This is a genomic window from Mesorhizobium sp. USDA 4132 (assembly GCF_056279545.1).
Genome location: NZ_JBWCCP010000001.1, coordinates 502,984 through 523,846, shown reverse-complemented (window position 1 = coordinate 523,846; position 20,863 = coordinate 502,984). Strand labels below are relative to the sequence as shown.

The 20,863-nt window shown below is 61.2% G+C and carries 21 protein-coding genes and 1 pseudogene; 4 read left to right on the top strand and 18 right to left on the bottom strand.

Translation table 11 applies throughout. From position 1 onward, the window contains the following. The first annotated feature begins 100 nt into the window (after positions 1–100). Positions 101–2,456 (top strand): annotated as a pseudogene (locus tag ACZ9IU_RS02660) (methyl-accepting chemotaxis protein). A 71-nt stretch (positions 2,457–2,527) separates the two neighbouring features. Here ACZ9IU_RS02660 and ACZ9IU_RS02655 read toward each other — a convergent pair. Then, positions 2,528–3,469 (bottom strand): nucleoside hydrolase, encoded by a 942-nt coding sequence (locus tag ACZ9IU_RS02655; protein ID WP_038539231.1) that lies wholly within the window; start codon positions 3,467–3,469, stop codon positions 2,528–2,530. Between the two features lie 192 nt (positions 3,470–3,661). Here ACZ9IU_RS02655 and ACZ9IU_RS02650 point away from each other — a divergent pair, with 192 nt between their 5' ends. Both ACZ9IU_RS02650 and ACZ9IU_RS02645 read left to right on the top strand, forming a co-directional pair. After that, positions 3,662–4,090: an Hsp20 family protein gene (locus ACZ9IU_RS02650; RefSeq protein ID WP_038539229.1), complete on the top strand. Its 429-nt coding sequence runs from the start codon at positions 3,662–3,664 to the stop codon at positions 4,088–4,090. A 44-nt stretch (positions 4,091–4,134) separates the two neighbouring features. Beyond that, the gene (locus ACZ9IU_RS02645) at positions 4,135–4,392 is read left to right on the top strand and encodes a BQ00720 family protein (protein ID WP_038539224.1); all 258 of its coding nucleotides are present in this window, start codon (positions 4,135–4,137) and stop codon (positions 4,390–4,392) included. A gap of 4 nt (positions 4,393–4,396) precedes the next feature. Here the strand turns inward: ACZ9IU_RS02645 and trmB are convergent, their stop codons facing one another. The 16 genes from trmB to ACZ9IU_RS02565 form a co-directional block, all read right to left on the bottom strand. Further along, positions 4,397–5,098: a tRNA (guanosine(46)-N7)-methyltransferase TrmB gene (gene trmB, locus ACZ9IU_RS02640; RefSeq protein ID WP_038539221.1), complete on the bottom strand. Its 702-nt coding sequence runs from the start codon at positions 5,096–5,098 to the stop codon at positions 4,397–4,399. Positions 5,099–5,182: 84 nt separating this feature from the next. Next, a complete protein-coding gene (gene metK / locus ACZ9IU_RS02635) occupies positions 5,183–6,442 on the bottom strand; it encodes a methionine adenosyltransferase (RefSeq protein ID WP_038539216.1) in 1,260 nt (419 codons plus the stop codon). 183 nt (positions 6,443–6,625) lie between these two features. Further along, the gene (locus tag ACZ9IU_RS02630) at positions 6,626–7,042 is read right to left on the bottom strand and encodes a helix-turn-helix domain-containing protein (RefSeq protein ID WP_037079404.1); all 417 of its coding nucleotides are present in this window, start codon (positions 7,040–7,042) and stop codon (positions 6,626–6,628) included. Between the two features lie 152 nt (positions 7,043–7,194). Further along, positions 7,195–8,796 (bottom strand): apolipoprotein N-acyltransferase, encoded by a 1,602-nt coding sequence (gene lnt / locus ACZ9IU_RS02625; protein WP_038539213.1) that lies wholly within the window; start codon positions 8,794–8,796, stop codon positions 7,195–7,197. 97 nt (positions 8,797–8,893) lie between these two features. Further along, entirely contained in the window at positions 8,894–10,075 is a 1,182-nt protein-coding gene (locus ACZ9IU_RS02620; RefSeq protein ID WP_038539210.1) for a hemolysin family protein, read from the bottom strand. Between the two features lie 9 nt (positions 10,076–10,084). Then, a complete protein-coding gene (gene ybeY / locus ACZ9IU_RS02615) occupies positions 10,085–10,594 on the bottom strand; it encodes an rRNA maturation RNase YbeY (RefSeq protein ID WP_038539206.1) in 510 nt (169 codons plus the stop codon). An 18-nt stretch (positions 10,595–10,612) separates the two neighbouring features. Further along, a complete protein-coding gene (locus ACZ9IU_RS02610; protein ID WP_038539202.1) occupies positions 10,613–11,668 on the bottom strand; it encodes a PhoH family protein in 1,056 nt (351 codons plus the stop codon). A gap of 25 nt (positions 11,669–11,693) precedes the next feature. Then, complete coding sequence (gene miaB, locus ACZ9IU_RS02605) at positions 11,694–13,106, bottom strand: tRNA (N6-isopentenyl adenosine(37)-C2)-methylthiotransferase MiaB (RefSeq protein WP_038548606.1); 1,413 nt, start codon at positions 13,104–13,106, stop codon at positions 11,694–11,696. 43 nt (positions 13,107–13,149) lie between these two features. Beyond that, entirely contained in the window at positions 13,150–13,953 is an 804-nt protein-coding gene (olsA, locus tag ACZ9IU_RS02600; RefSeq protein ID WP_038539197.1) for a lyso-ornithine lipid O-acyltransferase, read from the bottom strand. Further along, positions 13,950–14,378: a Fur family transcriptional regulator gene (locus tag ACZ9IU_RS02595; protein WP_038539194.1), complete on the bottom strand. Its 429-nt coding sequence runs from the start codon at positions 14,376–14,378 to the stop codon at positions 13,950–13,952. The genes olsA and ACZ9IU_RS02595 overlap by 4 nt, the downstream gene beginning before the upstream one ends. 41 nt (positions 14,379–14,419) lie before the next feature. Continuing rightward, positions 14,420–14,914: a GNAT family N-acetyltransferase gene (locus ACZ9IU_RS02590; protein WP_038539188.1), complete on the bottom strand. Its 495-nt coding sequence runs from the start codon at positions 14,912–14,914 to the stop codon at positions 14,420–14,422. A 17-nt stretch (positions 14,915–14,931) separates the two neighbouring features. Continuing rightward, positions 14,932–15,597 carry a tRNA (adenosine(37)-N6)-threonylcarbamoyltransferase complex dimerization subunit type 1 TsaB gene (gene tsaB / locus ACZ9IU_RS02585; protein ID WP_038539185.1) on the bottom strand — a complete coding sequence of 222 codons (666 nt, stop codon included), beginning with the start codon at positions 15,595–15,597 and terminating at the stop codon, positions 14,932–14,934. An 18-nt stretch (positions 15,598–15,615) separates the two neighbouring features. Beyond that, positions 15,616–16,182, bottom strand: a complete 567-nt coding sequence (locus tag ACZ9IU_RS02580; protein WP_007756066.1) for a NifU family protein — start codon at positions 16,180–16,182, stop codon at positions 15,616–15,618. 115 nt (positions 16,183–16,297) lie between these two features. Next, positions 16,298–16,777 carry a universal stress protein gene (locus ACZ9IU_RS02575; RefSeq protein ID WP_038539180.1) on the bottom strand — a complete coding sequence of 160 codons (480 nt, stop codon included), beginning with the start codon at positions 16,775–16,777 and terminating at the stop codon, positions 16,298–16,300. Between the two features lie 135 nt (positions 16,778–16,912). Continuing rightward, positions 16,913–17,977, bottom strand: coding sequence for a tryptophan--tRNA ligase (gene trpS / locus ACZ9IU_RS02570; protein WP_038539177.1), 1,065 nt, complete (start codon positions 17,975–17,977; stop codon positions 16,913–16,915). A gap of 88 nt (positions 17,978–18,065) precedes the next feature. After that, positions 18,066–18,473, bottom strand: coding sequence for a VOC family protein (locus ACZ9IU_RS02565; RefSeq protein WP_038539173.1), 408 nt, complete (start codon positions 18,471–18,473; stop codon positions 18,066–18,068). 372 nt (positions 18,474–18,845) lie between these two features. Here ACZ9IU_RS02565 and ACZ9IU_RS02560 point away from each other — a divergent pair, with 372 nt between their 5' ends. Further along, positions 18,846–19,286 carry a peptidoglycan L,D-endopeptidase MepK gene (locus ACZ9IU_RS02560; RefSeq protein WP_038539169.1) on the top strand — a complete coding sequence of 147 codons (441 nt, stop codon included), beginning with the start codon at positions 18,846–18,848 and terminating at the stop codon, positions 19,284–19,286. Here ACZ9IU_RS02560 and murJ read toward each other — a convergent pair. Further along, positions 19,283–20,851 carry a murein biosynthesis integral membrane protein MurJ gene (gene murJ / locus ACZ9IU_RS02555; protein ID WP_038539165.1) on the bottom strand — a complete coding sequence of 523 codons (1,569 nt, stop codon included), beginning with the start codon at positions 20,849–20,851 and terminating at the stop codon, positions 19,283–19,285. The genes ACZ9IU_RS02560 and murJ overlap by 4 nt on opposite strands. Positions 20,852–20,863: the final 12 nt, after the last annotated feature.

The following is a 20,863-nucleotide window of genomic DNA, read 5'->3' as shown; positions in this document are numbered from 1 at the left end:
CTTTTAGGGTCGCGGTCATATCTCTGCGGGGACGAGATTCGATCCGCCTCGCGGCCGCTCCATGAAGGAGCCTCACCCTGTCCGCACTCCGAGGCAATCGATGTTTTCGCTCAAGGTCAAGTCGCTCTCCACGAAGCTCATACTGGTAACGAGCCTGGTGATCGCCGGCGTTCTGGTTCTCTCCAACTTCTTCCTGATCTCCCAAACCCGCAACCGCGTGTCGACGCTGACCATGGCGCAGGCGCAGGCCGAGGCGCGTTCCATCGCCAACGAAGTCGCCGTCGACATGGGCCAGCTTGCCGGCGCGGCACGTTCGATGGCGGGCGTGATCGGCCGCGGCCATGCTGCGGGTTATCTCGACCGCAAGGGCGTCACCGACGCTCTCAAGGCCAATCTGGAGCAGAATGCTTTTGCCTATGGCAGCTGGTTCGCCGAAGTTCCGGGCGTATTCGACGGGAAGAACGCGGAGCTCGTCGGCAACAAGGAGATGGGCGCCAACAAGAAGGGGGAGCTTGCCCCTTACTGGACCAAGAGCCGCACCGGCGATATCGCCTATAGCGTCTTCGACATCGACACCCAGGCGGAATGGTATTCGCTCGCGGCTACCTCGAAGAAGGGCTCGCTCACCCAGCCCTATATCGAAAGCACGACGGGCGATGCTGTCGCCATGAGCTCTGTCGCCTACCCCGTCATGTCCGGCTCCAAGCTCCTCGGTGTTGCCGGCCTCGACGTCTCGATGGCAACCCTGACAAAAAAGCTCCAGGCGATGCGGCCGTTCGGCTCCGGCCGGGTTCTGCTGGTGTCGCAAGGCGGCAAATGGATCGTGCCTGTCAATCCCGACAAGCTGATGAAGCCGGTCGAAGGCGAAAAAAACGAGCGAGCTGCTGGCCGCGTTGAAGTCGAACCAGCCGGTCCAGCTCGACAACCTGACCGCCGATGCGGCGGAACCCTTTGAACGCGTCGTCTATCCGTTCACGGTCCCGGACCTCAACGCCACCTGGGCGATTGTCCTGGACGTGCCGCAGAGCGTGATTGCCGCGCCGGTTCAGGACCAGACACTGATGATGGTGCTCGGCGGGATCGTCATCATGGGGGCCTGCATCGCGACCCTCTATTTCGGCAGCACCGTCTTCGTGCGCCGGCCTCTGGGGGCGCTGCTCGGCAGCGTCGATACCTTAAGCAAGGGCCGTTTCGAACAGCCGGTGGAGGGCCAGGACCGCACCGACGAAATCGGCTCGCTTGCCGGAGCGCTCGAAGGCTTCCGCCACACGCTGGCGGACGGCCGGCGGCTCGAAACGGAGGCGGAAGCGCAGCGCCATGCGGCGGAAAGCGAGCGCCGCCGTTCCGAAGGCGAGCGCGAAGCGAACGCCCAGCAGCAGCAGCGCGTCGTCACCTCGCTTGCCAATGGTCTGGCGGAGCTCTCCAACGGCAATCTCGGCTATCGCATCCAGGACGACTTCCCGGGCGACTATGCCAAGCTGAAGGTCGACTTCAACAAGGCGCTGGAAAGTCTCGAGGAGACGATCGCGACGGTGAGTTCGACCGTCTACAATATCGGCAATGGCAGCCGCGAGATCACAACCAGCGCTCAGGACCTGTCGCGCCGGACCGAGCAGCAGGCTGCCAGCCTCGAGGAAACCGCAGCCGCACTCAATGAGCTCACCGCGCAGGTAAACTCGAGCGCCGAGAACGCCAGCTCGGCCGCCGGTACGGTCAACCTCGCCTGTGACGATGCGGAAAAGTCGGGCGAAGTGGTGCAGAAGGCCGTCGCCTCGATGCAGGGCATCGCCCGATCCTCGCAGGAAATCTCCCGCATCATCGGCGTGATCGACGAGATCGCCTTCCAAACCAACCTGCTCGCCCTCAATGCCGGCGTGGAAGCTGCCCGCGCCGGCGAGGCCGGCAAGGGTTTTGCTGTCGTCGCACAGGAAGTCCGCGAACTCGCCCAGCGTTCCGCAAACGCCGCCAAAGAAATCAAGGCGCTCATCAACGCCTCGACCAGCCAGGTCAGCGACGGCGTGGAACTGGTCGGCAAGGCTGGCGATACGCTGCAGAAAATTGCAGTGCAGGTGATGCAGATCAACGGATTGATCCGCCAGATCTCGGCTTCCGCGAGCGAACAGGCCGTCGGCCTCAAGGAGGTCAACTCGGCGGTCAACCAGATGGACCAGGTGACCCAGCAGAATGCTGCGATGGTGGAGGAGACGACCGCCGCGAGCACGGTGCTGAGTACGGAAGCGGAAACCCTGAAGTCGCTGGTCGCGCGGTTCCGTGTTTCGGCACACGCGACAGGCCACGTCCAAAGCGCACCACAGGCGCTGCGTCAGGTCGCCCAAACCATGCGGGCAACGCGGCCGAGCCAGCCCGCACCGGCACCACGTGCCAAGCCGGCGCCAAGGGCTGCGATCTCACACGGATCGGCGGCCGTCGCATCCGACGATTGGCAGGAATTCTGATCGCACCTAAAGCTGAACGTATAAAAGCCGCCCTTCAAACGGCGGCTTTTTCTTTGCCCGCTTATTCCGCCTTAGAGCCGAGCAACCCGTTCCGTCAGCAATTCGAAAAAGCCATCGGCATCGACATGGCGCATGACCTTGGCGTTCGGCTTGCGGCCGGAGACGTGCCACCAGTCCACTACGGTCATGCCGACCGTCAGTTCCGATTGCGTTTCGATCTCGACATTGCAGTCGCGGCCCGAAAAGAGTTCGGGCTTGATGAGGTAGGCGATGACCGTCGGATCATGCAGCGGGCCGCCATCGGAGCCGTATTTTTCAATGTCGAATCGCTCGAAAAAGGCAAGCCACGCGACCAGGACCTCCGCCGGACGGGTGCCGAGCGCGGCGATCTTCTCGACACGAGTTTTGGTCGTCAGCAATTGGTGGGTGACGTCGAGCGGCAGCATGACGATCGGCATGCCCGAGGCGAATACGGTCTTAGCCGCTTCGGGGTCGACATAGATGTTGAATTCGGCAGCCGGCGTGATGTTGCCGCCCTCGAAAAAGCCGCCACCCATCATCACCAGCTCCTTCGCGCGCCCCGCGATGTCCGGCGCTTTCTCAAGAGCAAGCGCGATATTGGTGAGCGGCCCGAGCGTGCAGAGCGTTACCGTTCCGGCCGGCTCGGCGCGCAGGGTCTCGATGATGAAGTCGACCGCATGCGCAGCTTTCACCGGCATTGTCGGTTCGGGCAGTTCGATACCGTCAAGGCCGGTCCTGCCGTGCACGTGCTCGGCGGTCACCTGTGGGCGTTTGGTTGGCTTCAGCGCGCCTTCATACACCGGCGCATCCGGCCTGCCGCAGAGTTCGCAGACGATCCGGAGGTTGCGACTGGTGTAGGAAAGCGGCACGTTTCCGGCGACCGCGCAGAGACCAAGCACCTCGATCTCGTCCGAACTCGCAAAGGCAAGCATGATCGCCGCGGCATCGTCCTGACCCGGGTCGGTATCGATGATGATCTTCCTGCGCTGCATGGATGCTCCTTTTTTCCGGGTAGTGGTCCACAAGCTGACATTCTGTCAAGTGCCGCATGACCGGCATGGGGTAGCCCTGACTATGAACCAGCACTCATCCTTGCGGTCGCCGCCGTAACCTCCCATATAACGAACGAGTTGGTGGGCCGCCCTGCGGGCGCCAACATGGTCGCTTGTTGCAAGGACTGTCCGATGAGCCGAATGACGCCGTTTGCGAGCCCCCTGCTTCTGGGCTTCGACGCCATGGAAAAGACACTCGAACGCCTTGCGAAGGCGAACGACGGTTATCCTCCTTATAATATCGAACGTCTCCGGGCAGATGCTTCCGGCGCACCCGAACGGCTGCGAATCACGCTGGCTGTCGCCGGCTTTTCCGAAGCCGAACTCGATGTGACAACGGAAGAAAACCAGCTCGTCATCCGCGGACGCCAGACGGAGCAGGGTGAGCGCGACTATCTTTATCGCGGCATTGCTGCGCGGCAGTTCCAGCGTATGTTCGTGCTCGCCGACGGAATGCAGGTTTCCGGCGCCTCTCTCAAGAACGGTTTGCTATCGGTTGACCTTATCCGCCCCGAGCCCGCGCGCATGGTGCGAAAAATTAACATTTCCGTCTCAGAGTAGGTCAACGGCGCCAATGCCGTTGCCCCTCAATGCTGGAGGCTGGAATGCTCCTGAAAGAAGCGAATACGCGTTTGACGCTGTCCGAACTTGCTCATCTGGGTGCTGGAGAGGTCGGATATATTCGCAAGATGCGGTCGGACGAAGTGTCACGCTGCTTCCCTGAAGCCCCGGATATCGATCCCAGTCTCGATCTTTGGGCCCTGTTCGGCGCAGATGGCACGCCGATTCTTCTGACCGACAATCGCTCCAGCACCTTCTTCAAGGCTGCTGAAGACGACCTGAAGACCGTCAGCCTGCACTAACCTTTCAGGCTTTCCTGAACGTCAGATAGGCCGAGGAACGGCCTTCTCGGCGGGCCTTGTTTTCGTATCGCGTACCTGGCCAGCCGGCGAAGGGCGTCAGCCAGTCGGAGGATTGCTCCGCCTGCCATTGAAATCCGCCATGGTCGCGGCAATGGATCAGCGTCCAGTTGACATAGGTGTCGATGTCGGATGCGAACAGGAACAGACCGCCCGGCTTCAGCACGCGGTGGAATCGGTCGAGGTTGACCGCAGATACAAACCGCCTTTTCCAATGTTTCCGCTTCGGCCACGGGTCCGGATAGAGCAGGTCGATGCGATCGAGCGATGCATCCGGCAGCCAGTCGAGCACCTGCGTGGCGTCGTCGTCATAAACCCGAATATTCTTGAGCCCCAGTTCGTCGACGCGCGACAAAAGCTTCGCCATGGAATTGACGAACGGCTCGACGCCGATGAAGCCGGTTTTCAGATTTTCCTGCGCGCGGTGGACAAGGTGCTCGCCCCCGCCGAAGCCGATCTCCAGCCGCAGTTCCTCGACCGGAATGGGAAATATCTCTGAAAGCGCGGCGGGCGCGGGTGCCGCAAGATCGAGCTTCAGCGCAGGCAGCAGAGTTGCAATCCCTTCCGCCTGGCGCTCGCGGAGCTGCTTGCCCTTGCGGCGTCCGAAGAAGGCTTCGGTGCTGCGGCTCGGGTGCTGCGGTTCGGTCATGGGCTGGTCTCTCACGATAAAAGCGGGCGTCTCCGCCAGGAGGCACCCGCTTTACAGTTTTATGGAGCTATCCGTAAAGGCCGATCAGGCTGCCTTGAGGGGCTCTTCCTTCAGCGCATCCTTGAGCGGCTTCGCCAGATCGGTCTTCTCCCAGGAGAAGGAACCGTCGCGGCCGGCCTTGCGGCCGAAGTGGCCGTAAGCGGACGTCTTGGCGTAGATCGGCTTGTTGAGGTCGAGATGGCGGCGGATGCCTGTCGGCGACAGGTCCATGACCTTGCGGATGGCGGCTTCCACCTGGTCTTCCGTCACGCCCTTGCCCGTGCCGTGCAGGTCGACATAGATCGACAGCGGCTGGGCGATGCCGATGGCGTATGCGATTTGAATCGTGCAACGATCGGCAATACCGGCAGCGACGACGTTCTTTGCCAGATAGCGAGCAGCATAAGCGGCCGAACGGTCGACCTTGGTCGTGTCCTTGCCGGAAAATGCGCCGCCGCCGTGGGGAGCCGCGCCACCGTAGGTGTCGACGATGATCTTGCGGCCGGTAAGGCCCGCGTCACCATCCGGGCCGCCGATGACGAACTTGCCGGTCGGATTGATGTACCACTTGCAATCCCTGGCGATCGGCAGGTCGCCGAGCGCTTCGCGGATATAAGGTTCGACGACCTCGCGGACCTTCTTGGAATCCCAGCTCTCGTCGAGGTGCTGGGTGGAAAGAACGATCGAGTCGACCGCAGCCGGCTTGCCGTTTTCATAACGCACGGTCACCTGGCTCTTGGCGTCGGGGCCGAGCTTGCCGGCATCACCCTCGCCCTTCTTGCGAGCGATTGCGAGAAGCTGCAGGATCTTGTGGGAATAATAGATCGGTGCCGGCATGAGGTCCGGCGTTTCCTTGCAGGCATAACCGAACATGATGCCCTGGTCGCCGGCACCTTCATCGCCCTGCCTGTCGGCAGCGCTGTCAACACCCTGCGCGATATCAGCGGACTGGGAATGCAGTAGCACGTCGATCTTGGCCGTCTTCCAGTGGAAGCCGTCCTGCTCGTAACCGATGTCACGGATAGCCTTGCGGGCGGCGGACTTGAACTTCGAGGGATTGATGACGTCCTTGCCGTCCTTGTCCTTCTTCATCAGGCTCGGCGGCAGGCGTACTTCGCCAGCGATCACCACACGGTTCGTGGTCGCCAGCGTTTCGCAGGCAATGCGCACGGTCCAGGGATCGACGCCGGTCTTGGCCGCTTCGCGGTACACAAGATCTACAATTTCATCGGAGATACGATCACAAACCTTGTCCGGGTGGCCCTCGGCAACGGACTCGCTGGTGAACAGATAACTTGCGCGCATTACGGGATTCCCCTCAAAGAAACGACGCACCTGTGTAGTGATTTTCACCGACAAACACAAGCGTACAACGACATAAATATATCTTTATGTGTACAAGTTAGGTATTCCGGCAACACTCCTCACCTTGGAGCAGGCAACAAAAAAGCGGCCTTGCGGCCGCTTTCGTGCTGATATCAAAGGTCGTTATTCGACCTCGGCATCCGCTGCCAGAGCTTTTACGAGATCAACCACACGCCGACGAACTTTCGGGTCGGAAATCTTCACGAAAGCCCGGTTCAGTTGCAGGCCCTCGGAGGAGGAGAGGAAATCGACCACGTAGTTGGAGCTCGAGGCTTCCGCCATGCCGCCCTGACCGCCCTGATCGCCCGGTGCATCCTCGAAGAAGAAGGATACCGGCACGTTGAGAATGCTGGAAATATTCTGCAGACGGCTGGCGCCAACGCGGTTGGTGCCTTTTTCGTATTTCTGAATCTGCTGAAAGGTAATGCCAAGGCTTTCGCCCAGCTTTTCCTGGCTCATTCCGAGCATGGTCCGGCGAAGGCGAATCCGGCTCCCGACGTGAATATCGATCGGGTTCGGCTTCTTTTTGTTTTCAATCATAACGATGTCCTGACGACGTTTGTTGTTTAATCCTCACAACCCGGTCTGCGTGTGGTGATACACTTCGCGCGGCTGGTCACAACAGGCTCAACGTTTGAAGCATATGGCGAGACGAAAGGCTGAGACCACTATGCAATTTTAGGGGTTTTTGGTCAATTCGTCCGAAAATTAAAACCAACGCGCGAGACGCCTGCAATCAACAACATCGTCACAAGAACCAACCAGAAGTGCTGTTCCCGAGCTTTCATATCCCAATGCGGGATTGAAATGCTGCCCAAGGTTGCGTCAATCACGCCTTTTTGATTATAATCCATACCCCGAATCAGCCTTCCAAAGGGGTCGACAACCGCCGAAACGCCGGTATTCGCCCCGCGAATCAGCGGCAGACCGTTTTCGACGGCGCGGATTCGAGCCTGCTGGAAGTGCTGATACGGTCCCGGCGTCGCTCCGAACCAGCCGTCATTGGTAATATTCAAAAGCGCGCTCGCCCGCTCCACGTCCGGCCCGATCTCGTCCGGGAAAATCGCTTCGTAACAGATCAGCGGATAGAAGACCCTGCCACCCGGCAGGGTCAGCATGGCCCGCACGGGCGCGGCACTGAAGCCGCCCGGCATGGCGATGGCATCGGGGATGCCGAGATTGCGCAGGAGATCCTCGTATGGGACATATTCCCCGAACGGGACGAGATGCAGCTTATCGGAGGCCGAAACGATCTGGCCTTGGCTGTCGATCACATAGATCGAATTGTAAAAACGCGGCGCGAAGCCCGCGCCGGCATCTTCCGAGCGGACCGCGCCGGTGATGAGGACCTGACCATCCTGCAGCACCTCGGCAATGCGGGTCAGCGCATCCGGGTTCTGGGTCAGAATGAAGGGCACCGAGGTTTCGGGCCAGACGATGATGTCCGGCCGCTTGCCACCGTTCTCGGGCGGCAAAGCCGACAACGCAAGATGTTCCTCGAAGATCGCCGCCCGTTCGGCATCGTCCAGTTTTCGCGCCTGGTCTATTACCGGCTGGACGATGCGGACGACCGGCTGGCTATCGGCGGCCGGGGCCGGCGCGGCGTCGGCGATGTGCAAACGATAGGCGCCATAACCGAGATGGGCGGCAAACAGCAAGGCCGCGAGCGTTAGCCCGGTCCGCATGCCCTTTTTAGTGCCGATCAGGGCGGGGGCTGAAAACACGAAGACGGCAAGAACCGTCACGCCGAAAATGCCGAGCACCGCCGCCGATTGCATCATCAGCGGCATCGGCATCGCGCCATAACCGACCGCATTCCAAGGGAAACCGGTAGCGACGAAGCCACGCAGCCATTCGGCAAGGCCGAAACCGAAGGCGAGCGAGGCCATCCGCCCGAAACCATCCGACCAGAAGATGCGGGCGATCGCCGTCGCAAGACCGTAAAATAGGGCAAGATAGGCAGGCAGGCCAAGAACCGCGAGCGGCAGCGCCCAGGCAAACTCGTCAGCTTCCACCAGCAGCGCATTGCCAAGCCACCAGAGGCCGGCGACGAAATAGCCGAAGCCAAAAACCCAGCCGATCCAAAAGGCCGAACGAAACCGCGCGAACCATCCACCATCTGGATTGCCGGTGGAACCGTCCATCAGCCAGACGAGCAGCGTGAAGGAGATGAAGAACGCCGCGAAGAAACCGAAGGGCGGCAGGGCGAGCGCACCGATCGCTCCTGCGAGAAAAGCAACGACGACGCGCGGGAAGCCCCAGAGAAGCATGATCCTGCCCGCCAGCCGCTCCATCTATGTTCCCTTCCGCCCCCGAATCAGCGGCTGCAGTCTTTCAAAAAATGGCGGACTTGTCGTGAGGTCAAAGAGGCGCGGACACTTCAGGGACCACTCAGGCCTGATGATTGCGTCCGTCGGCGTCCTGAGCGGATGGCGCCGGCAGCAGCGCAGTCGGCGTCTGATCGGTGAGCAGCATCTCGCCCTCGCCTTTCTGCCGGCGGCGCGCGAGCGTGCGCCTGCGCAGGATCCGCACGCGTTTGATGCGGCGAGGATCGGCCTCCAGAATCTGGAATTCGAAGCCGGGCACCGCCTGTACCACCTCGCCGCGCACGGGAATGCGCCCGAGTGCGGAGAAGATCAGGCCGCCCAGCGTATCGACGTCTTCAAGGCGGTCGCGAATGTCGAAATCGGAACCGATCGCCTTGGCGATCTCTTCCAGTTCGATACGCGCATCGGCGACGAAGACGTCCTCGCTGGTGCGGGAGAACATGACCTCTTCATTGTCATGTTCGTCCTCGACATCGCCGATCACCATTTCGACGATGTCCTCATGGGTGACGAGGCCGTCGGTCCCGCCATATTCGTCGATGACGAGCGCCAGTTGGGTGCGCGCCGCCTGCATGCTCTGCATCAGGTCGGAAGCGAGCATCGAGGGGGGCACGAACAGGATCTTGCGGATCAACCCGGCCTCGGCAACCGTCTGTTCGAGGTCGACACGGCCGAGGTCGAAGGCAGGCCGCGGGGTGCGCACCGTCTTTTCGGCCTTTTCCGGCTTGTCGGTGGCAAGCGGCATCGGCTGCGTAGGCGCGGCGCGCGCGCTGGTGCGGCGTTTGTTGCGAGCCTGCTTGGCGAGATAGGAGAGGAGGTCGCGGATATGGACCATGCCGCGCGGGTCGTCGAGCGTGTCGTTGTAGACCGGCATGCGCGAGCGACCGGTTTCCTCGAAATGGATCATCAGCTCGCCGATCGTCATGGTCATATCGACCGCCTCGATATCGGCACGCGGCACCATGATGTCTTCGACGCGGATCTCGCGGAACCGGAGAATATTGTGCAGCATCGCCCGTTCCTCGGGCGAGAAGGCATTGCTGATATTGGTATCGGTCATCAGCGCGTCGGCGAGGTCCTCGCGGAGCTTCTCGCCCTGCGACGGCCTGAGCAGCCTGACGGCGCGCGACCAGAAAGAGCTTTGGTGTTTTTGAGCTTCCGCTCGAGACGGACTACTGCCCTCTTCCGAGGAACTCGAGTCGGCGTCCTTGCCCTCACGGGTCGGGTTTGTCGAAAAGTCGTTCATTGGTCCAGACTATATTATCGGGTCCTGCCCCGCATAGGGGTCAGATAGGCCAAGGGCGGCCAAAATGCGAGTCTCCAACGCTTCCATTCTCTCCGCATCGTCCGTTTGCATATGGTCGTAGCCGAACAAATGCAGGAAACCGTGGACGAGCAGATGGGTCAGATGATCATCGAAACTCTTGTCGAGATCAACAGCTTCCCGCTCGACCGTCTCGCGCGCGATGACGATATCTCCCAGCATCGGGCCCGGCATCTTGCCTGGTTCGAGCGGAAAAGCCGGGAAAGACAATACGTTGGTCGGCTTGTCCTTGCCGCGCCATTCGGCGTTGATCTCCTTGATCGCCGCGTCGTCGGTAAAGACCAGCGACAGTTCGGGGGCGATTTTCGGGAATGGCTGCTTCTCTTCCTTCGCCAGGAATTCGGCCGCCGCCCCAAGCGCTTTTTCACTCAGGGCCAAAAGGGCCGGCTCTTCCGGCCAGCCCTCGTCTTCAATGCTGATCTGGATGTCGAGTTGGGGCATAAGGTTTGGAGCCGACCGTCACCGGTCGACTTCCTCGCTTTCCTCGTGGACCGCATATTGCGCGTCATAGGCCCGGACGATGCGGCCGACCAGCGGATGGCGGACCACGTCGGTATCCTTGAAGCGGATCACCGAAATGCCCTCGACGCCCTTCAGGATCTGCAGCGCTTCTACCAAGCCTGATTTCACGCCACGCGGCAAATCGACCTGGCTCGGGTCACCGGTGATGATCATCCGGGCATTTTCGCCAAGACGGGTCAGGAACATCTTCATCTGCATCGACGTGGTGTTCTGCGCCTCGTCGAGGATGACCGCAGCATTGGCGAGCGTGCGGCCGCGCATGAAGGCGAGCGGGGCGATTTCGATGACGCCGGCGGTGATCGCCCGCTCCACCTTGTCGCCCGGCATCATGTCGTAAAGGGCGTCATAGAGCGGCCGCAGATAGGGATCGACCTTGTCCTTCATGTCGCCGGGCAAAAAGCCCAGGCGCTCGCCGGCTTCGACGGCCGGACGCGACAGGATGATGCGATCGACAGCCCCGCGTTCCAGAAGCTGGGCGGCATGAGCGACGGCGAGATAGGTCTTGCCGGTGCCGGCCGGGCCGACGCCGAACACGAGTTCCGAGCGTTCCAGCGCCCGCATATAGGCGTCCTGGGTCGGGGTGCGGGCGACGACCGTCTTCTTCTTGGTGGAAATCTGGCTCATCGAGAGCTTGGCTTTTTTCTCCAGCGTCGGCAGCTGCAGCTGGTCGTCGGCCGCCTGCGCCATGCGGATCGCGCCGTCGACGTCGGAGGTCTCGACCGACCCGCCCTTCTGGATGCGTTCATAGAGGAAATCCAGCGCCCGGCGCGCCTGGTTGGTCGCCGTCAGATCGCCGGAGATCGCCACCGAATTGCCGCGCGCCCGGGCATCGATATGAAGCCGTTCTTCGAGAAGTTTGAGATTCTGATCGAATTGCCCGAAAAGCTCGCTGGCGAACCTATTGTTCTCGAACGTCAGGACAAAGTGATTGGCGTCGGTAGCGGCGGTGCGGGGCTGGCGCGCGGATGAAGAAACCAATTCACGTCCGTTCAAGTAGGGCAAGCTCCTCGATGTTAGCTCAGGCTCCTATTAAACTCTCTGCCGGGTCGGCAAACAAGCTGTTCGGGCCGGTTCCACTGATTCGTACCTGGATAATGTCACCGATTTGCGATGTTTTTGCATCAACATTCACAGATTGAAGCCAGGGAGAGCGTCCGATTATCTGTCCTGGCATGCGACCGGGCTTTTCCAGCAACAGGTCGATGACTTTTCCGACGCAAGATTTGGCGAATTCGGCCTGCTGTTTCAAGAGCAGGGCCTGCAATCTTTCCAACCGCTCCGCCTTCACCTCTTCCGGCACCTGATCGCCGAGGTCGGCACCGGGCGTGCCGGGACGGGTCGAATATTTGAAGGAATAGGCCTGGGCGTAGTTCACGTCCTCGACGAGGCGCAGCGTATCTTCGAAGTCCCGATCCGTCTCGCCGGGGAAACCGACGATAAAATCGCCGGCGATGGCGATGTCCGGCCGGGCATCGCGGATGCGCTCGATCAGACGGAGGTATTCGGCACCCGTGTGACGGCGGTTCATGGCTTTCAGGATGCGATCCGAACCTGCCTGAACCGGCAGATGCAGATAGGGCATCAGGGTGCGCAGGTTGCGATGCGCCTCGATCAGCCGATCGTCCATGTCGCGCGGATGACTGGTCGTGTAGCGCAAACGCGCAAGGCCAGGGATTTCCGCCAGGCGATAAAGCAGGTCGCCGAGGCTCCATTCGCCGCCTTTCGGACCTTGCGCACGCCAGGCATTGACGTTCTGGCCGAGCAGCGTGATCTCGCGCACACCGCCGTCGACAAGCCGCCAAGCTTCGTCGACGATCTGCTGGACGGGGCGGGAAACTTCCGAACCGCGGGTGTAAGGCACCACGCAGAAGGTGCAGAACTTGTCGCAGCCTTCCTGCACGGTGAGGAAAGCGGTGACGCCGCGGGCGCGAATCTTCGCCTTCTCGGTAACCGGCAGGTGCTCGAACTTGTCCTCGACCGCATATTCAGTATCCACGACCGGCTTTCCGCCGCGGGCGCGTCTCAGCGCTTCCGGCAGGCGATGATAGGTCTGCGGGCCGATCACCACGTCGACGGCCGGCGCACGGCGGATGATTTCCTCGCCTTCGGCCTGGGCGACGCAGCCGGCGACGCCGATCATCAGCTCCCGGCCTTCGGCAGCGCGTGCCTTCTTCATGTCGCGAAGACGCCCGAGCGCCGAATAGACCTTGTCGGCCGCCTTCTCGCGGATGTGGCAGGTGTTGAGGAGGATGAGGTCGGCTTCGCCCATCTCTTCTGTCGGCACGTAACCTTCGCCCGCGAGCGCATCGCTCATCCGGCCTGAATCATAGACATTCATCTGGCAGCCGTAGGTCTTGATGAAGACCTTGCGGGAATTCGGGCGCTGGGCCGGCTCGTCGGCGGGCACGGAAAGGGAGACGTGTTCGTTCATGGCTCGCTCCATACCGCAAGAAGACCCGGAAATGAAGCATTTCCTATAGCGCTTCGTAGTCACGGCCCCGCAGATGGCGGTTCAGCATGCGCCGAAGCCGGCTCGTCACGGCCATACTCAGATGCTTGCGGTTGTCACCGGCGCGGAATTCGATCGTCTCGCCGAAAGCCACGTCCACGTCGAGCGCCCCTTCCTTCAGGACGCCGAGCAGATGCGGCACCAGTTCGATATCGCCCGGCCATGCGGCGATCGGCCGATGGTAACGGCCCATGGCCATGCCGTGGATGCGGGTATAGGCGATCGCCACCGGCTGGACATGCACGACACCTTCCGGCGTGTGCTGGACCGCGGCGGCGGCGGCCCCGAACAGTGACGACTTCACCTCCAGAAGCCGGTTGCCGTCGGAGGTGGTGCCTTCGGGAAAGAGCACGACGATCTCGCCGGCAGCCATCCGCTCGGCAATCTCGTTCACCTGGTCGCCGGTCCGACGCTTCTGCTCGCGAGCGACGAAGATGCTCTTCTGCAGCTTGGCGAGCGTGCCGAAGACCGGCCATTCCGACACCTCCATCTTGGCGATGAAGACGACGTCGGCGATCGCCCCGAGCACGAGAATATCCTTCCATGACGCATGATTGCAGGCAAGCATCAGCGGCCGGCGACGCTCCAATGTTCCGTGAACATGAATACGGATGCCCAGCAGGAAACAGGCGGTCCGATGCCAGTAGCGCGGGATATAGCGGCGGATCTTGAGGTCGAGGGCGAGGCCCAGGAGTTGGAACGGCCACAAAATCAGCGTAACTGCGAAAAGAACGACAAAAACGAAGCCGATCCGCGCCCAGGTAATCACTTATCGTCCTTGTCCAGCGGGATGCCGTAAAGCTCCAGCCGGTGGCCGACGAGACGGAAGCCGTGCTCCCGGGCGATGCGTTCCTGCAGCGCCTCGATTTCCGCCGAGCGGAACTCGATGACGGTACCGGTCTTGAGATCGATCATATGGTCATGATGTTCTTCAGGCACGGTCTCGTAACGCGAGCGGCCGTCGCGGAAATCGTGACGTTCGATGATCCCTTCGTCCTCGAACAATTTTACCGTGCGGTAAACCGTCGAGATCGAGATACGCGGGTCGACTTTCGAGGACCGGCGATAGAGTTCCTCGACATCGGGATGGTCAACGGATTCCTGCAGGATACGCGCGATCACGCGGCGTTGATCCGTCATTCGCATGCCCTTTTCGGCACACAGCTCCTCCAGGGTTTTGGAAAGGTCTGTCATGTCGTTTTGGCTTTCGAAACGTTCCCGTAGAAACTAACGGACTAACGAAGAACGCGGCTCATGACAAGCGCCGTGGAGCGCGTCCCATCCGGCCCGGCGTAATAGGCGGGGCGTTCGCCCACTTTCCGGAAACCGAGCTTGCGGTAAAGCTCGACGGCGGGGCGGTTGGCTGCCTCCACTTCCAGGAACATGCTCTCGCCGCCGCGCGACGCAGCCTCGCGCAAGGCCGCCTGCATCAGGCGCCAGCCAAGCCCCACCCGACCGAATTTCTCGTTGACGGCGACCGTCAAAATCTCTGCCTCGCCGGCAGCCTCACGCGAAAGAACGAAACCGCCGAGCGGCTTCGAGAAGAACGCATTGGTCTGGCGGGCAACAAAACCGAAGACATTGTGCTGCAGGAGGAGGTTCTGGAATTCGCCATCGCTCCATTGGCGCGGAAACCGCTGGCCATGCAGCTCGGAGATCTCCAGGCAATCGCCGGCCTCCATCGGCACGACTTCGAAATACGGCTTCCAGGTCAGGTAATCGTCGAGCATCGGCGCAGTCTGTACATTCACGAACGGGCAAGGGCAAAACCGGTCTGCGGTTTCGCATCGGGTCCACGAAGATACAACGGTTTAGGGCGTTGCGCATCCGCAGGTTTTTCGGCAGCGATGCGCGCGACGACGGCAATGTCGAAGCGATCCCGCCCGTCATATTCGGCCATTCCCTTACCAAGGGAATGCTCGACCCAGGAGCCGGTCATTGCCGCCGAAAGAGACCGGGCAAGTTCCGAAGTATCCTCCGGCGAAAGCGCTGCGGGTTGGCTCAACGCCTCACCCTTGGCGGAAAACGCCTGGGTGTAGATCTCGTTGCGTTTGGCATCCATGGCAACCACGACCGGCTGGTCGGGATGTTCGCCCAGAAACTTGAGCGCCAAGGCCTCCAACGTGGTCACGCCGACCGATTCGACGCCGAGCGCGAGAGCGAAACCACGGGCGGCAGCAACGCCGACGCGAATGCCGGTGAACGAGCCGGGGCCGATGACGACCGCGACGCGCTCGACGGCTTTGAGGGAAAGATTGGCGGCGGCGAGCGCTTCGTCGATGACCGACATCAGCCTTTCGGCATGGCCCTTGCCGATCGTCTCGGTGATCTCAGACAGCATTTTGCCCGCGGCGCTGTCATAGAGCGCTGCGGAGCAATCCACCCCTGCAGTATCGATGGCGAGAATAATCATTCAACGGTGCCGGCGGGCTCAGAGAGCTTCGACGGCCTGCACTTCCGGAACGAAATGCTTCAGCAGGTTCTGCACGCCGTGCTTCAGCGTCGCCGTGGAAGACGGGCAACCCGAGCATGCACCCTTCATGTTGAGATAGACCGTGCCGTCGCGGAAACCCTTGAAGGTAATGTCGCCGCCATCCTGGGCGACGGCCGGGCGGACGCGGGTTTCGAGCAGTTCCTTGATCGTCGCGACGATCGTTTCGTCGTCCTCGTCGAAAAACTCACCTTCCACGTCGGATGCTTCCGCAAGCGTGGACGCACCACCCATGACCGGCGCGCCGGACATGAAATGCTCCATGATCGAACCGAGGATCGCCGGCTTCAGGTGCTGCCATTCGGCGCTTTCCTTGGTGACGGTGATGAAGTCGTAGCCGAAATAGACGCCGGTCACGCCGGAGATGCCGAACAGCCGCTCAGCCAGCGGAGATGCTTCCGCCTCGCCGGCATTGCGGAAATCGGCGGTGCCTTTATCCATGACGACTTTGCCGGGCAGGAACTTCAGGGTCGCCGGGTTGGGGGTGGCTTCCGTCTGAATGAACATCTCGTCTCTCCTGGGGCACGACGCCCCTCGCAAATTTAGAACTCTTCAAAAGAAGATAAGCCGTATCAGCTTTTCGTTCAAGTGCTCCTTTGCCTGCGCAAGATCAAGTCCGCAATCAGGCCAGCGCGTCGATTTCCTCGGCCGTCAGCGTGTCGGGCAGCACGGTGACGGGAATCGGGAAGGCAGCAACGGCGGACACCAGGGGTCCAGGCCCTTCCTTGGTGGAACCGGCCGCCAGCACAAGGACCGCAATATCGCGGTCTTCCTCGACCAGCTGGATGATCTGTTCGCTGGCGTTGCCTTCGCGGATGACGATTTCCGGATCGATGCCGATCGTATCGCGCACCTTCTGGGCGGCCTTTGCCATCACCGCGTCCGCTTCTTCGCGAGCCTCGGCACGCATGATCTGCTCGACGCCCAGCCATTGCTGGAAATCGCCCTCGGGAATAACGAAAAGCAGAACAAGCCCCCCGTTGGAGTTCTTGGCGCGGCGTCCGGCGTAATGAACCGCCTTTTCGCATTCCGGCGTGCCGTCGATGACGGCCATGAACTTGCGCCGGTGCCCTTCAAGCCGCGAAAGCCGTTTCGAAACCATGCTTCCCCTCCTTCGCATGTAGTCGACCGAAGCAGTCGTGATGCGGAACTTATACCAACCGAAAAAAATGAAAACCCGCCACGAATGCCGTGGCGGGTATGCAATCTTTGCGTGACTTGAAAGGCGCCGATAATCTCAGCGCAGGAAGCCGACGATGTCGAAGACATCTCCCATGACTTTCTCGGCGCGGGCGCGGGCGCGCTCGCCACCATCCTTGAGGATGGCATCGATATGGGTCGTGTCGTCCATCAGGCGGCGCATTTCCGAGGTGATCGGCGAAAGCACCTGCACGGCGAGATCGGCAAGCGCCGGCTTGAAGACCGAGAACTGCTGGCCGCCGTATTCCGCGAGAACGTCGGCCTTGGTCCTGTCGGCAAGGGCTGCATAGATGCCGACGAGATTGTCGGCTTCCGGGCGGCCCTTGAGGCCTTCGAGCTCGCTCGGCAGGCCTTCCGGATCGGTCTTGGCTTTGCGGATCTTCTTGGCGATCTCTTCCGGATCGTCCATCAGGTTGATGCGCGACAGGTCCGAAGGATCGGATTTCGACATCTTCTTGGTGCCGTCACGCAGCGACATGACGCGCGGCGCCGGCCCGTCGATCAGTGGCTCGACCAGCGGGAAGAAGCCATGGATCGGCTCCTCGCCAACGACCATGTCGACACCGGTGCCGGCGGCGCGGATCTTTTCCTGGAAGTCGATATTGAACTTCTGGGCGATATCGCGGGCAAGCTCCAGGTGCTGCTTCTGGTCGTCGCCGACCGGCACGTGGGTGGCACGGTAGACGAGGATGTCGGCCGCCATCAGGCTCGGATAGGCGAGCAGGCCGAGCGAGGCGTTCTCGCGGTCCTTGCCGGCCTTGTCCTTGAACTGGGTCATGCGGTTCATCCAGCCAATGCGGGCGACGCAATTGAAGACCCAGGCGAGTTCCGCATGCTGCGGCACGGCCGACTGGTTAAAGACAATATGTTTCTTCGGATCGATGCCCGAAGCGATAAAGGCGGCGGCGATCGAGCGGATCTGTCCCCGCAGGTCGTCATGGACGAGCTGCGCGGTGATCGCGTGCAGGTCGACGACGCAATAGATGCAGTCGTTGTTTTCCTGCAGCGCCACGAACTTGCGGATCGCTCCGAGATAGTTGCCGAGATGGAGATTGCCGGTCGGCTGGACGCCGGAAAAGACAAGCGGCTTGAAGGTATTCATATCGTCCTCAATTAGGCTGGTGGAGGGCCCCAGACCCGTAGGGTCATGTTGCTAACGCGCGGGCTTATGCACGGCGAAGCGCGGAGGATCAAGAGGCCGCGGAAACCGCGGGTTCAATCAGATCCCAGGTGTTGCCGTAGGGATCGGCAAACACCGCCACCGAACCGTAAACCTCGTGGCGCGGCTCCTCAAGGAAGCGGACGCCCTTGGCCGTCATGGCGGCATGATCGCGGGCGAAATCGTCGGTATTCAGGAAGAAGCCGACCCGGCCGCCGGTCTGGTTGCCGATTGCCGCCTTCTGCGTGTCGGTGGCGGCCTCAGCCAGCAACAGTGCCGCACCCTCGCCGCCCTTCGGCTTCACCACGACCCAACGCTTGCCCTCCGGCTGCACGCTGTCTTCCAGGCAGTCGAAGCCGAGCACATCGCAATAGAAATCCTTCGCGCGATCGTAATCGTCGACAATCAGGGCCACGAGAAACAGCGATTGGACAGGCATGCGGAAGCTCCGAATTCGAGTGATTAAGCCACCCGCGGGTTGCCGGCCGTGGTGGCTTTGGCGGTGCGAGGAGCTCCATTCAGGAGGCCTCGCGAAACACTACAGCGACAAAAGAGCAGTCCACATATCATTCGAGGTAGGGCCGAGAAACACCTACCTCATTAGGCGTACAACTCCTAAGTCAATACGCCTAATGGGAAAATTTTTCTCCACCCATCTCCGAATAGATTAACGGATGTTAGTCTTTTAGGCAGGCAGAATCCCATTTCTGAGCAAAAGCCTCCTTATTCGCGCCAATTTTGGAAAGGAAATACCCAAGCGTATCACAGTTAACCGGTCATGAACGACACGGTCTGTCCACGGGGGATACCCATGCGCATCATATTTCGCGTCGCGCTTTTCTGCCTTTTGACGCTAGGGCTCAATGTCGCCGCCGAAGCCGGCGAAAATCAGAAACGCAGAAGCACTTCCTTCAAGCACGATTATTCAGCTTTCTTCACCGTGCAGCGGATCAGCGTTCGCACAAGTTGTTTTCCGGAAAAACTGGGGGCCATCCTTGCGCATATCGCGCGCGAGACCGGCCATAAGCCTATGGTCACGTCGGGCCATCGGCCGCATTCCGGCGGGTCTCAGCACAGTCATTGTTATGCGGCCGATATCCGGGTGCCGGGCGTGTCGGAGCGAGCAATCCTCGCAGCCGCAGCCAGCGCACCGGGTATCGGCGGCATCGGCCGCTATTGCAACGGCATCGTGCATGTGGACGTCGGACCGAAACGCCAATGGGCGTATTGCGGCGGGCGGAAACGAGGCTAGGTCTTCGGTTTCCGTTGCACGTTCCGGCGTATCATGCCGATATCGGCGCCACCGATCAGGAAGGCGCAGGCGAAATAGACGGTGATCGCCAGCACAAGCAGGCAGGCAAGTGCCGCGACCTGATGGATCAGCAGCGCATCCGGGGTCAGCCACGACCCGGCATAGCGGAGCGCAAAGATCAGCGCTGCGGACATGATACCTGTCGAGACGAGCAACAGGGCCGTGCGCTTGGCGAGCGCCCATTCCCAGGCGAGATGGCCGCGCCAGACGAGCGTCGAAAACAGCAGCACGGTGTTCGTCCAGCCGGCCGCGGCCTCGGCCGTCGCAATGCCGCGCTCGGCGATCAGTGGGAAAAGCGAAATCGCCAGGCCGGAATTGATGACCACCGAGAGCATCGTGAACCGCATCGGCGTCCTTGTGTCCTCGCGGGCATAAAAACCGGGCTGTAGCGCCTTGATCAGCACGAACCCCGGCAGGCCTATGCCGTAGATCGCGAGGACGGAGGCGACGACCGAGGTGTTTTCGGCGGAGAAGGCACCGCGCTCATAAAGCACGCGAATGATCGCTTCCGACAGGATCCAGAGCCCGGCCGCAGCCGGAAGGGTCAGGAACAGCACGAATTCGATCGAGCGGTTCTGGGTATTGGCAGCCTCCTTGAGATGCCCGCCCTTCAGGGCACGCGCAAGTTCCGGCAACAGCACGACGCCGACGGCGACGCCCACCACGCCCAGCGGAAGCTGGTAGATGCGATCTGCGTATTGGAGGGCGGCGATCGCGCCTTCCTTGCCGGAGGCGATCGCCTGGCCGATGATCTGGTTGATCTGGGTGATGCCGCCGGTCACGGCCGCCGGCACCGCAAGCACGAGAAGACGCTTGACGTTCGGCGTCATCTTCGGGCGGCGGAAGCCGATGTTGATGCCGGCATGGCGCACGCCAGCATAGACCACGGCAAGTTGCAGGAGGCCGGCCGCCAGCACGCTCCAGGAGAGATACCAGGCGATGGTCAGCGGATCCGCATGGATCCAGAGGCCGTAGAACAAGGCACCGATCATCACCACGTTCAGGAAAACCGGGGCGATGGCGGCAGCAAAGAAATGATGCAGCGAATTCAGCATGCCACTCAGCATCGCCGTCAGCGACATGCACATCAGATAGGGGAACATCACCGCCGCTAAGCGGATGGTGATGGAGGTCTTTTGGGGATCGTCGGCGAAACCCGGTGCGATGAACCATTCAACCAGCCACGGCATCATCAGTTCCATGACGATTGTGATGATCATCAGAGCCGAGAACAGAACGCCGAAGACTTCTTCCGAAAAACGCTTGGCACCCTCGACGCCGTTCGCCTCGATCTCTTTCGAAAACAGCGGCACGAAGGCAGCGTTGAAGGCGCCCTCGGCAAACAGCCGGCGGAAGAGGTTCGGGAAACGGAAGGCGGCGTAGAAAACGTCGGCCATCGGGCCGGTGCCGAGCGCCGCCGCCATGAAGGTCTCGCGCGCAAAACCGAAAATCCGGCTGCCGAGGGTCGCTCCGCCGACGGTTGCGAATTTCCGGACTAAGCTCATCGGGCGGGACTC

What these genes read in the sequence shown, in the direction of transcription:
- ACZ9IU_RS02630 (WP_037079404.1), bottom strand. Translation starts at nt 7,042, where the DNA reads ATGATTGAAAACAAAAAGAAGCCGAACCCGATCGATATTCACGTCGGG.
- murJ (WP_038539165.1), bottom strand. Translation starts at nt 20,851, where the DNA reads ATGAGCTTAGTCCGGAAATTCGCAACCGTCGGCGGAGCGACCCTCGGC.
- ACZ9IU_RS02595 (WP_038539194.1), bottom strand. Translation starts at nt 14,378, where the DNA reads ATGACAGACCTTTCCAAAACCCTGGAGGAGCTGTGTGCCGAAAAGGGC.
- ACZ9IU_RS02560 (WP_038539169.1), top strand. Translation starts at nt 18,846, where the DNA reads ATGCGCATCATATTTCGCGTCGCGCTTTTCTGCCTTTTGACGCTAGGG.
- ACZ9IU_RS02650 (WP_038539229.1), top strand. Translation starts at nt 3,662, where the DNA reads ATGAGCCGAATGACGCCGTTTGCGAGCCCCCTGCTTCTGGGCTTCGAC.
- ACZ9IU_RS02655 (WP_038539231.1), bottom strand. Translation starts at nt 3,469, where the DNA reads ATGCAGCGCAGGAAGATCATCATCGATACCGACCCGGGTCAGGACGAT.
- trmB (WP_038539221.1), bottom strand. Translation starts at nt 5,098, where the DNA reads ATGACCGAACCGCAGCACCCGAGCCGCAGCACCGAAGCCTTCTTCGGA.
- tsaB (WP_038539185.1), bottom strand. Translation starts at nt 15,597, where the DNA reads ATGATTATTCTCGCCATCGATACTGCAGGGGTGGATTGCTCCGCAGCG.
- lnt (WP_038539213.1), bottom strand. Translation starts at nt 8,796, where the DNA reads ATGGAGCGGCTGGCGGGCAGGATCATGCTTCTCTGGGGCTTCCCGCGC.
- ACZ9IU_RS02590 (WP_038539188.1), bottom strand. Translation starts at nt 14,914, where the DNA reads ATGCTCGACGATTACCTGACCTGGAAGCCGTATTTCGAAGTCGTGCCG.
- miaB (WP_038548606.1), bottom strand. Translation starts at nt 13,106, where the DNA reads ATGAACGAACACGTCTCCCTTTCCGTGCCCGCCGACGAGCCGGCCCAG.
- ACZ9IU_RS02645 (WP_038539224.1), top strand. Translation starts at nt 4,135, where the DNA reads ATGCTCCTGAAAGAAGCGAATACGCGTTTGACGCTGTCCGAACTTGCT.
- ACZ9IU_RS02575 (WP_038539180.1), bottom strand. Translation starts at nt 16,777, where the DNA reads ATGGTTTCGAAACGGCTTTCGCGGCTTGAAGGGCACCGGCGCAAGTTC.
- ACZ9IU_RS02620 (WP_038539210.1), bottom strand. Translation starts at nt 10,075, where the DNA reads ATGAACGACTTTTCGACAAACCCGACCCGTGAGGGCAAGGACGCCGAC.
- ACZ9IU_RS02580 (WP_007756066.1), bottom strand. Translation starts at nt 16,182, where the DNA reads ATGTTCATTCAGACGGAAGCCACCCCCAACCCGGCGACCCTGAAGTTC.
- trpS (WP_038539177.1), bottom strand. Translation starts at nt 17,977, where the DNA reads ATGAATACCTTCAAGCCGCTTGTCTTTTCCGGCGTCCAGCCGACCGGC.
- ybeY (WP_038539206.1), bottom strand. Translation starts at nt 10,594, where the DNA reads ATGCCCCAACTCGACATCCAGATCAGCATTGAAGACGAGGGCTGGCCG.
- ACZ9IU_RS02565 (WP_038539173.1), bottom strand. Translation starts at nt 18,473, where the DNA reads ATGCCTGTCCAATCGCTGTTTCTCGTGGCCCTGATTGTCGACGATTAC.
- metK (WP_038539216.1), bottom strand. Translation starts at nt 6,442, where the DNA reads ATGCGCGCAAGTTATCTGTTCACCAGCGAGTCCGTTGCCGAGGGCCAC.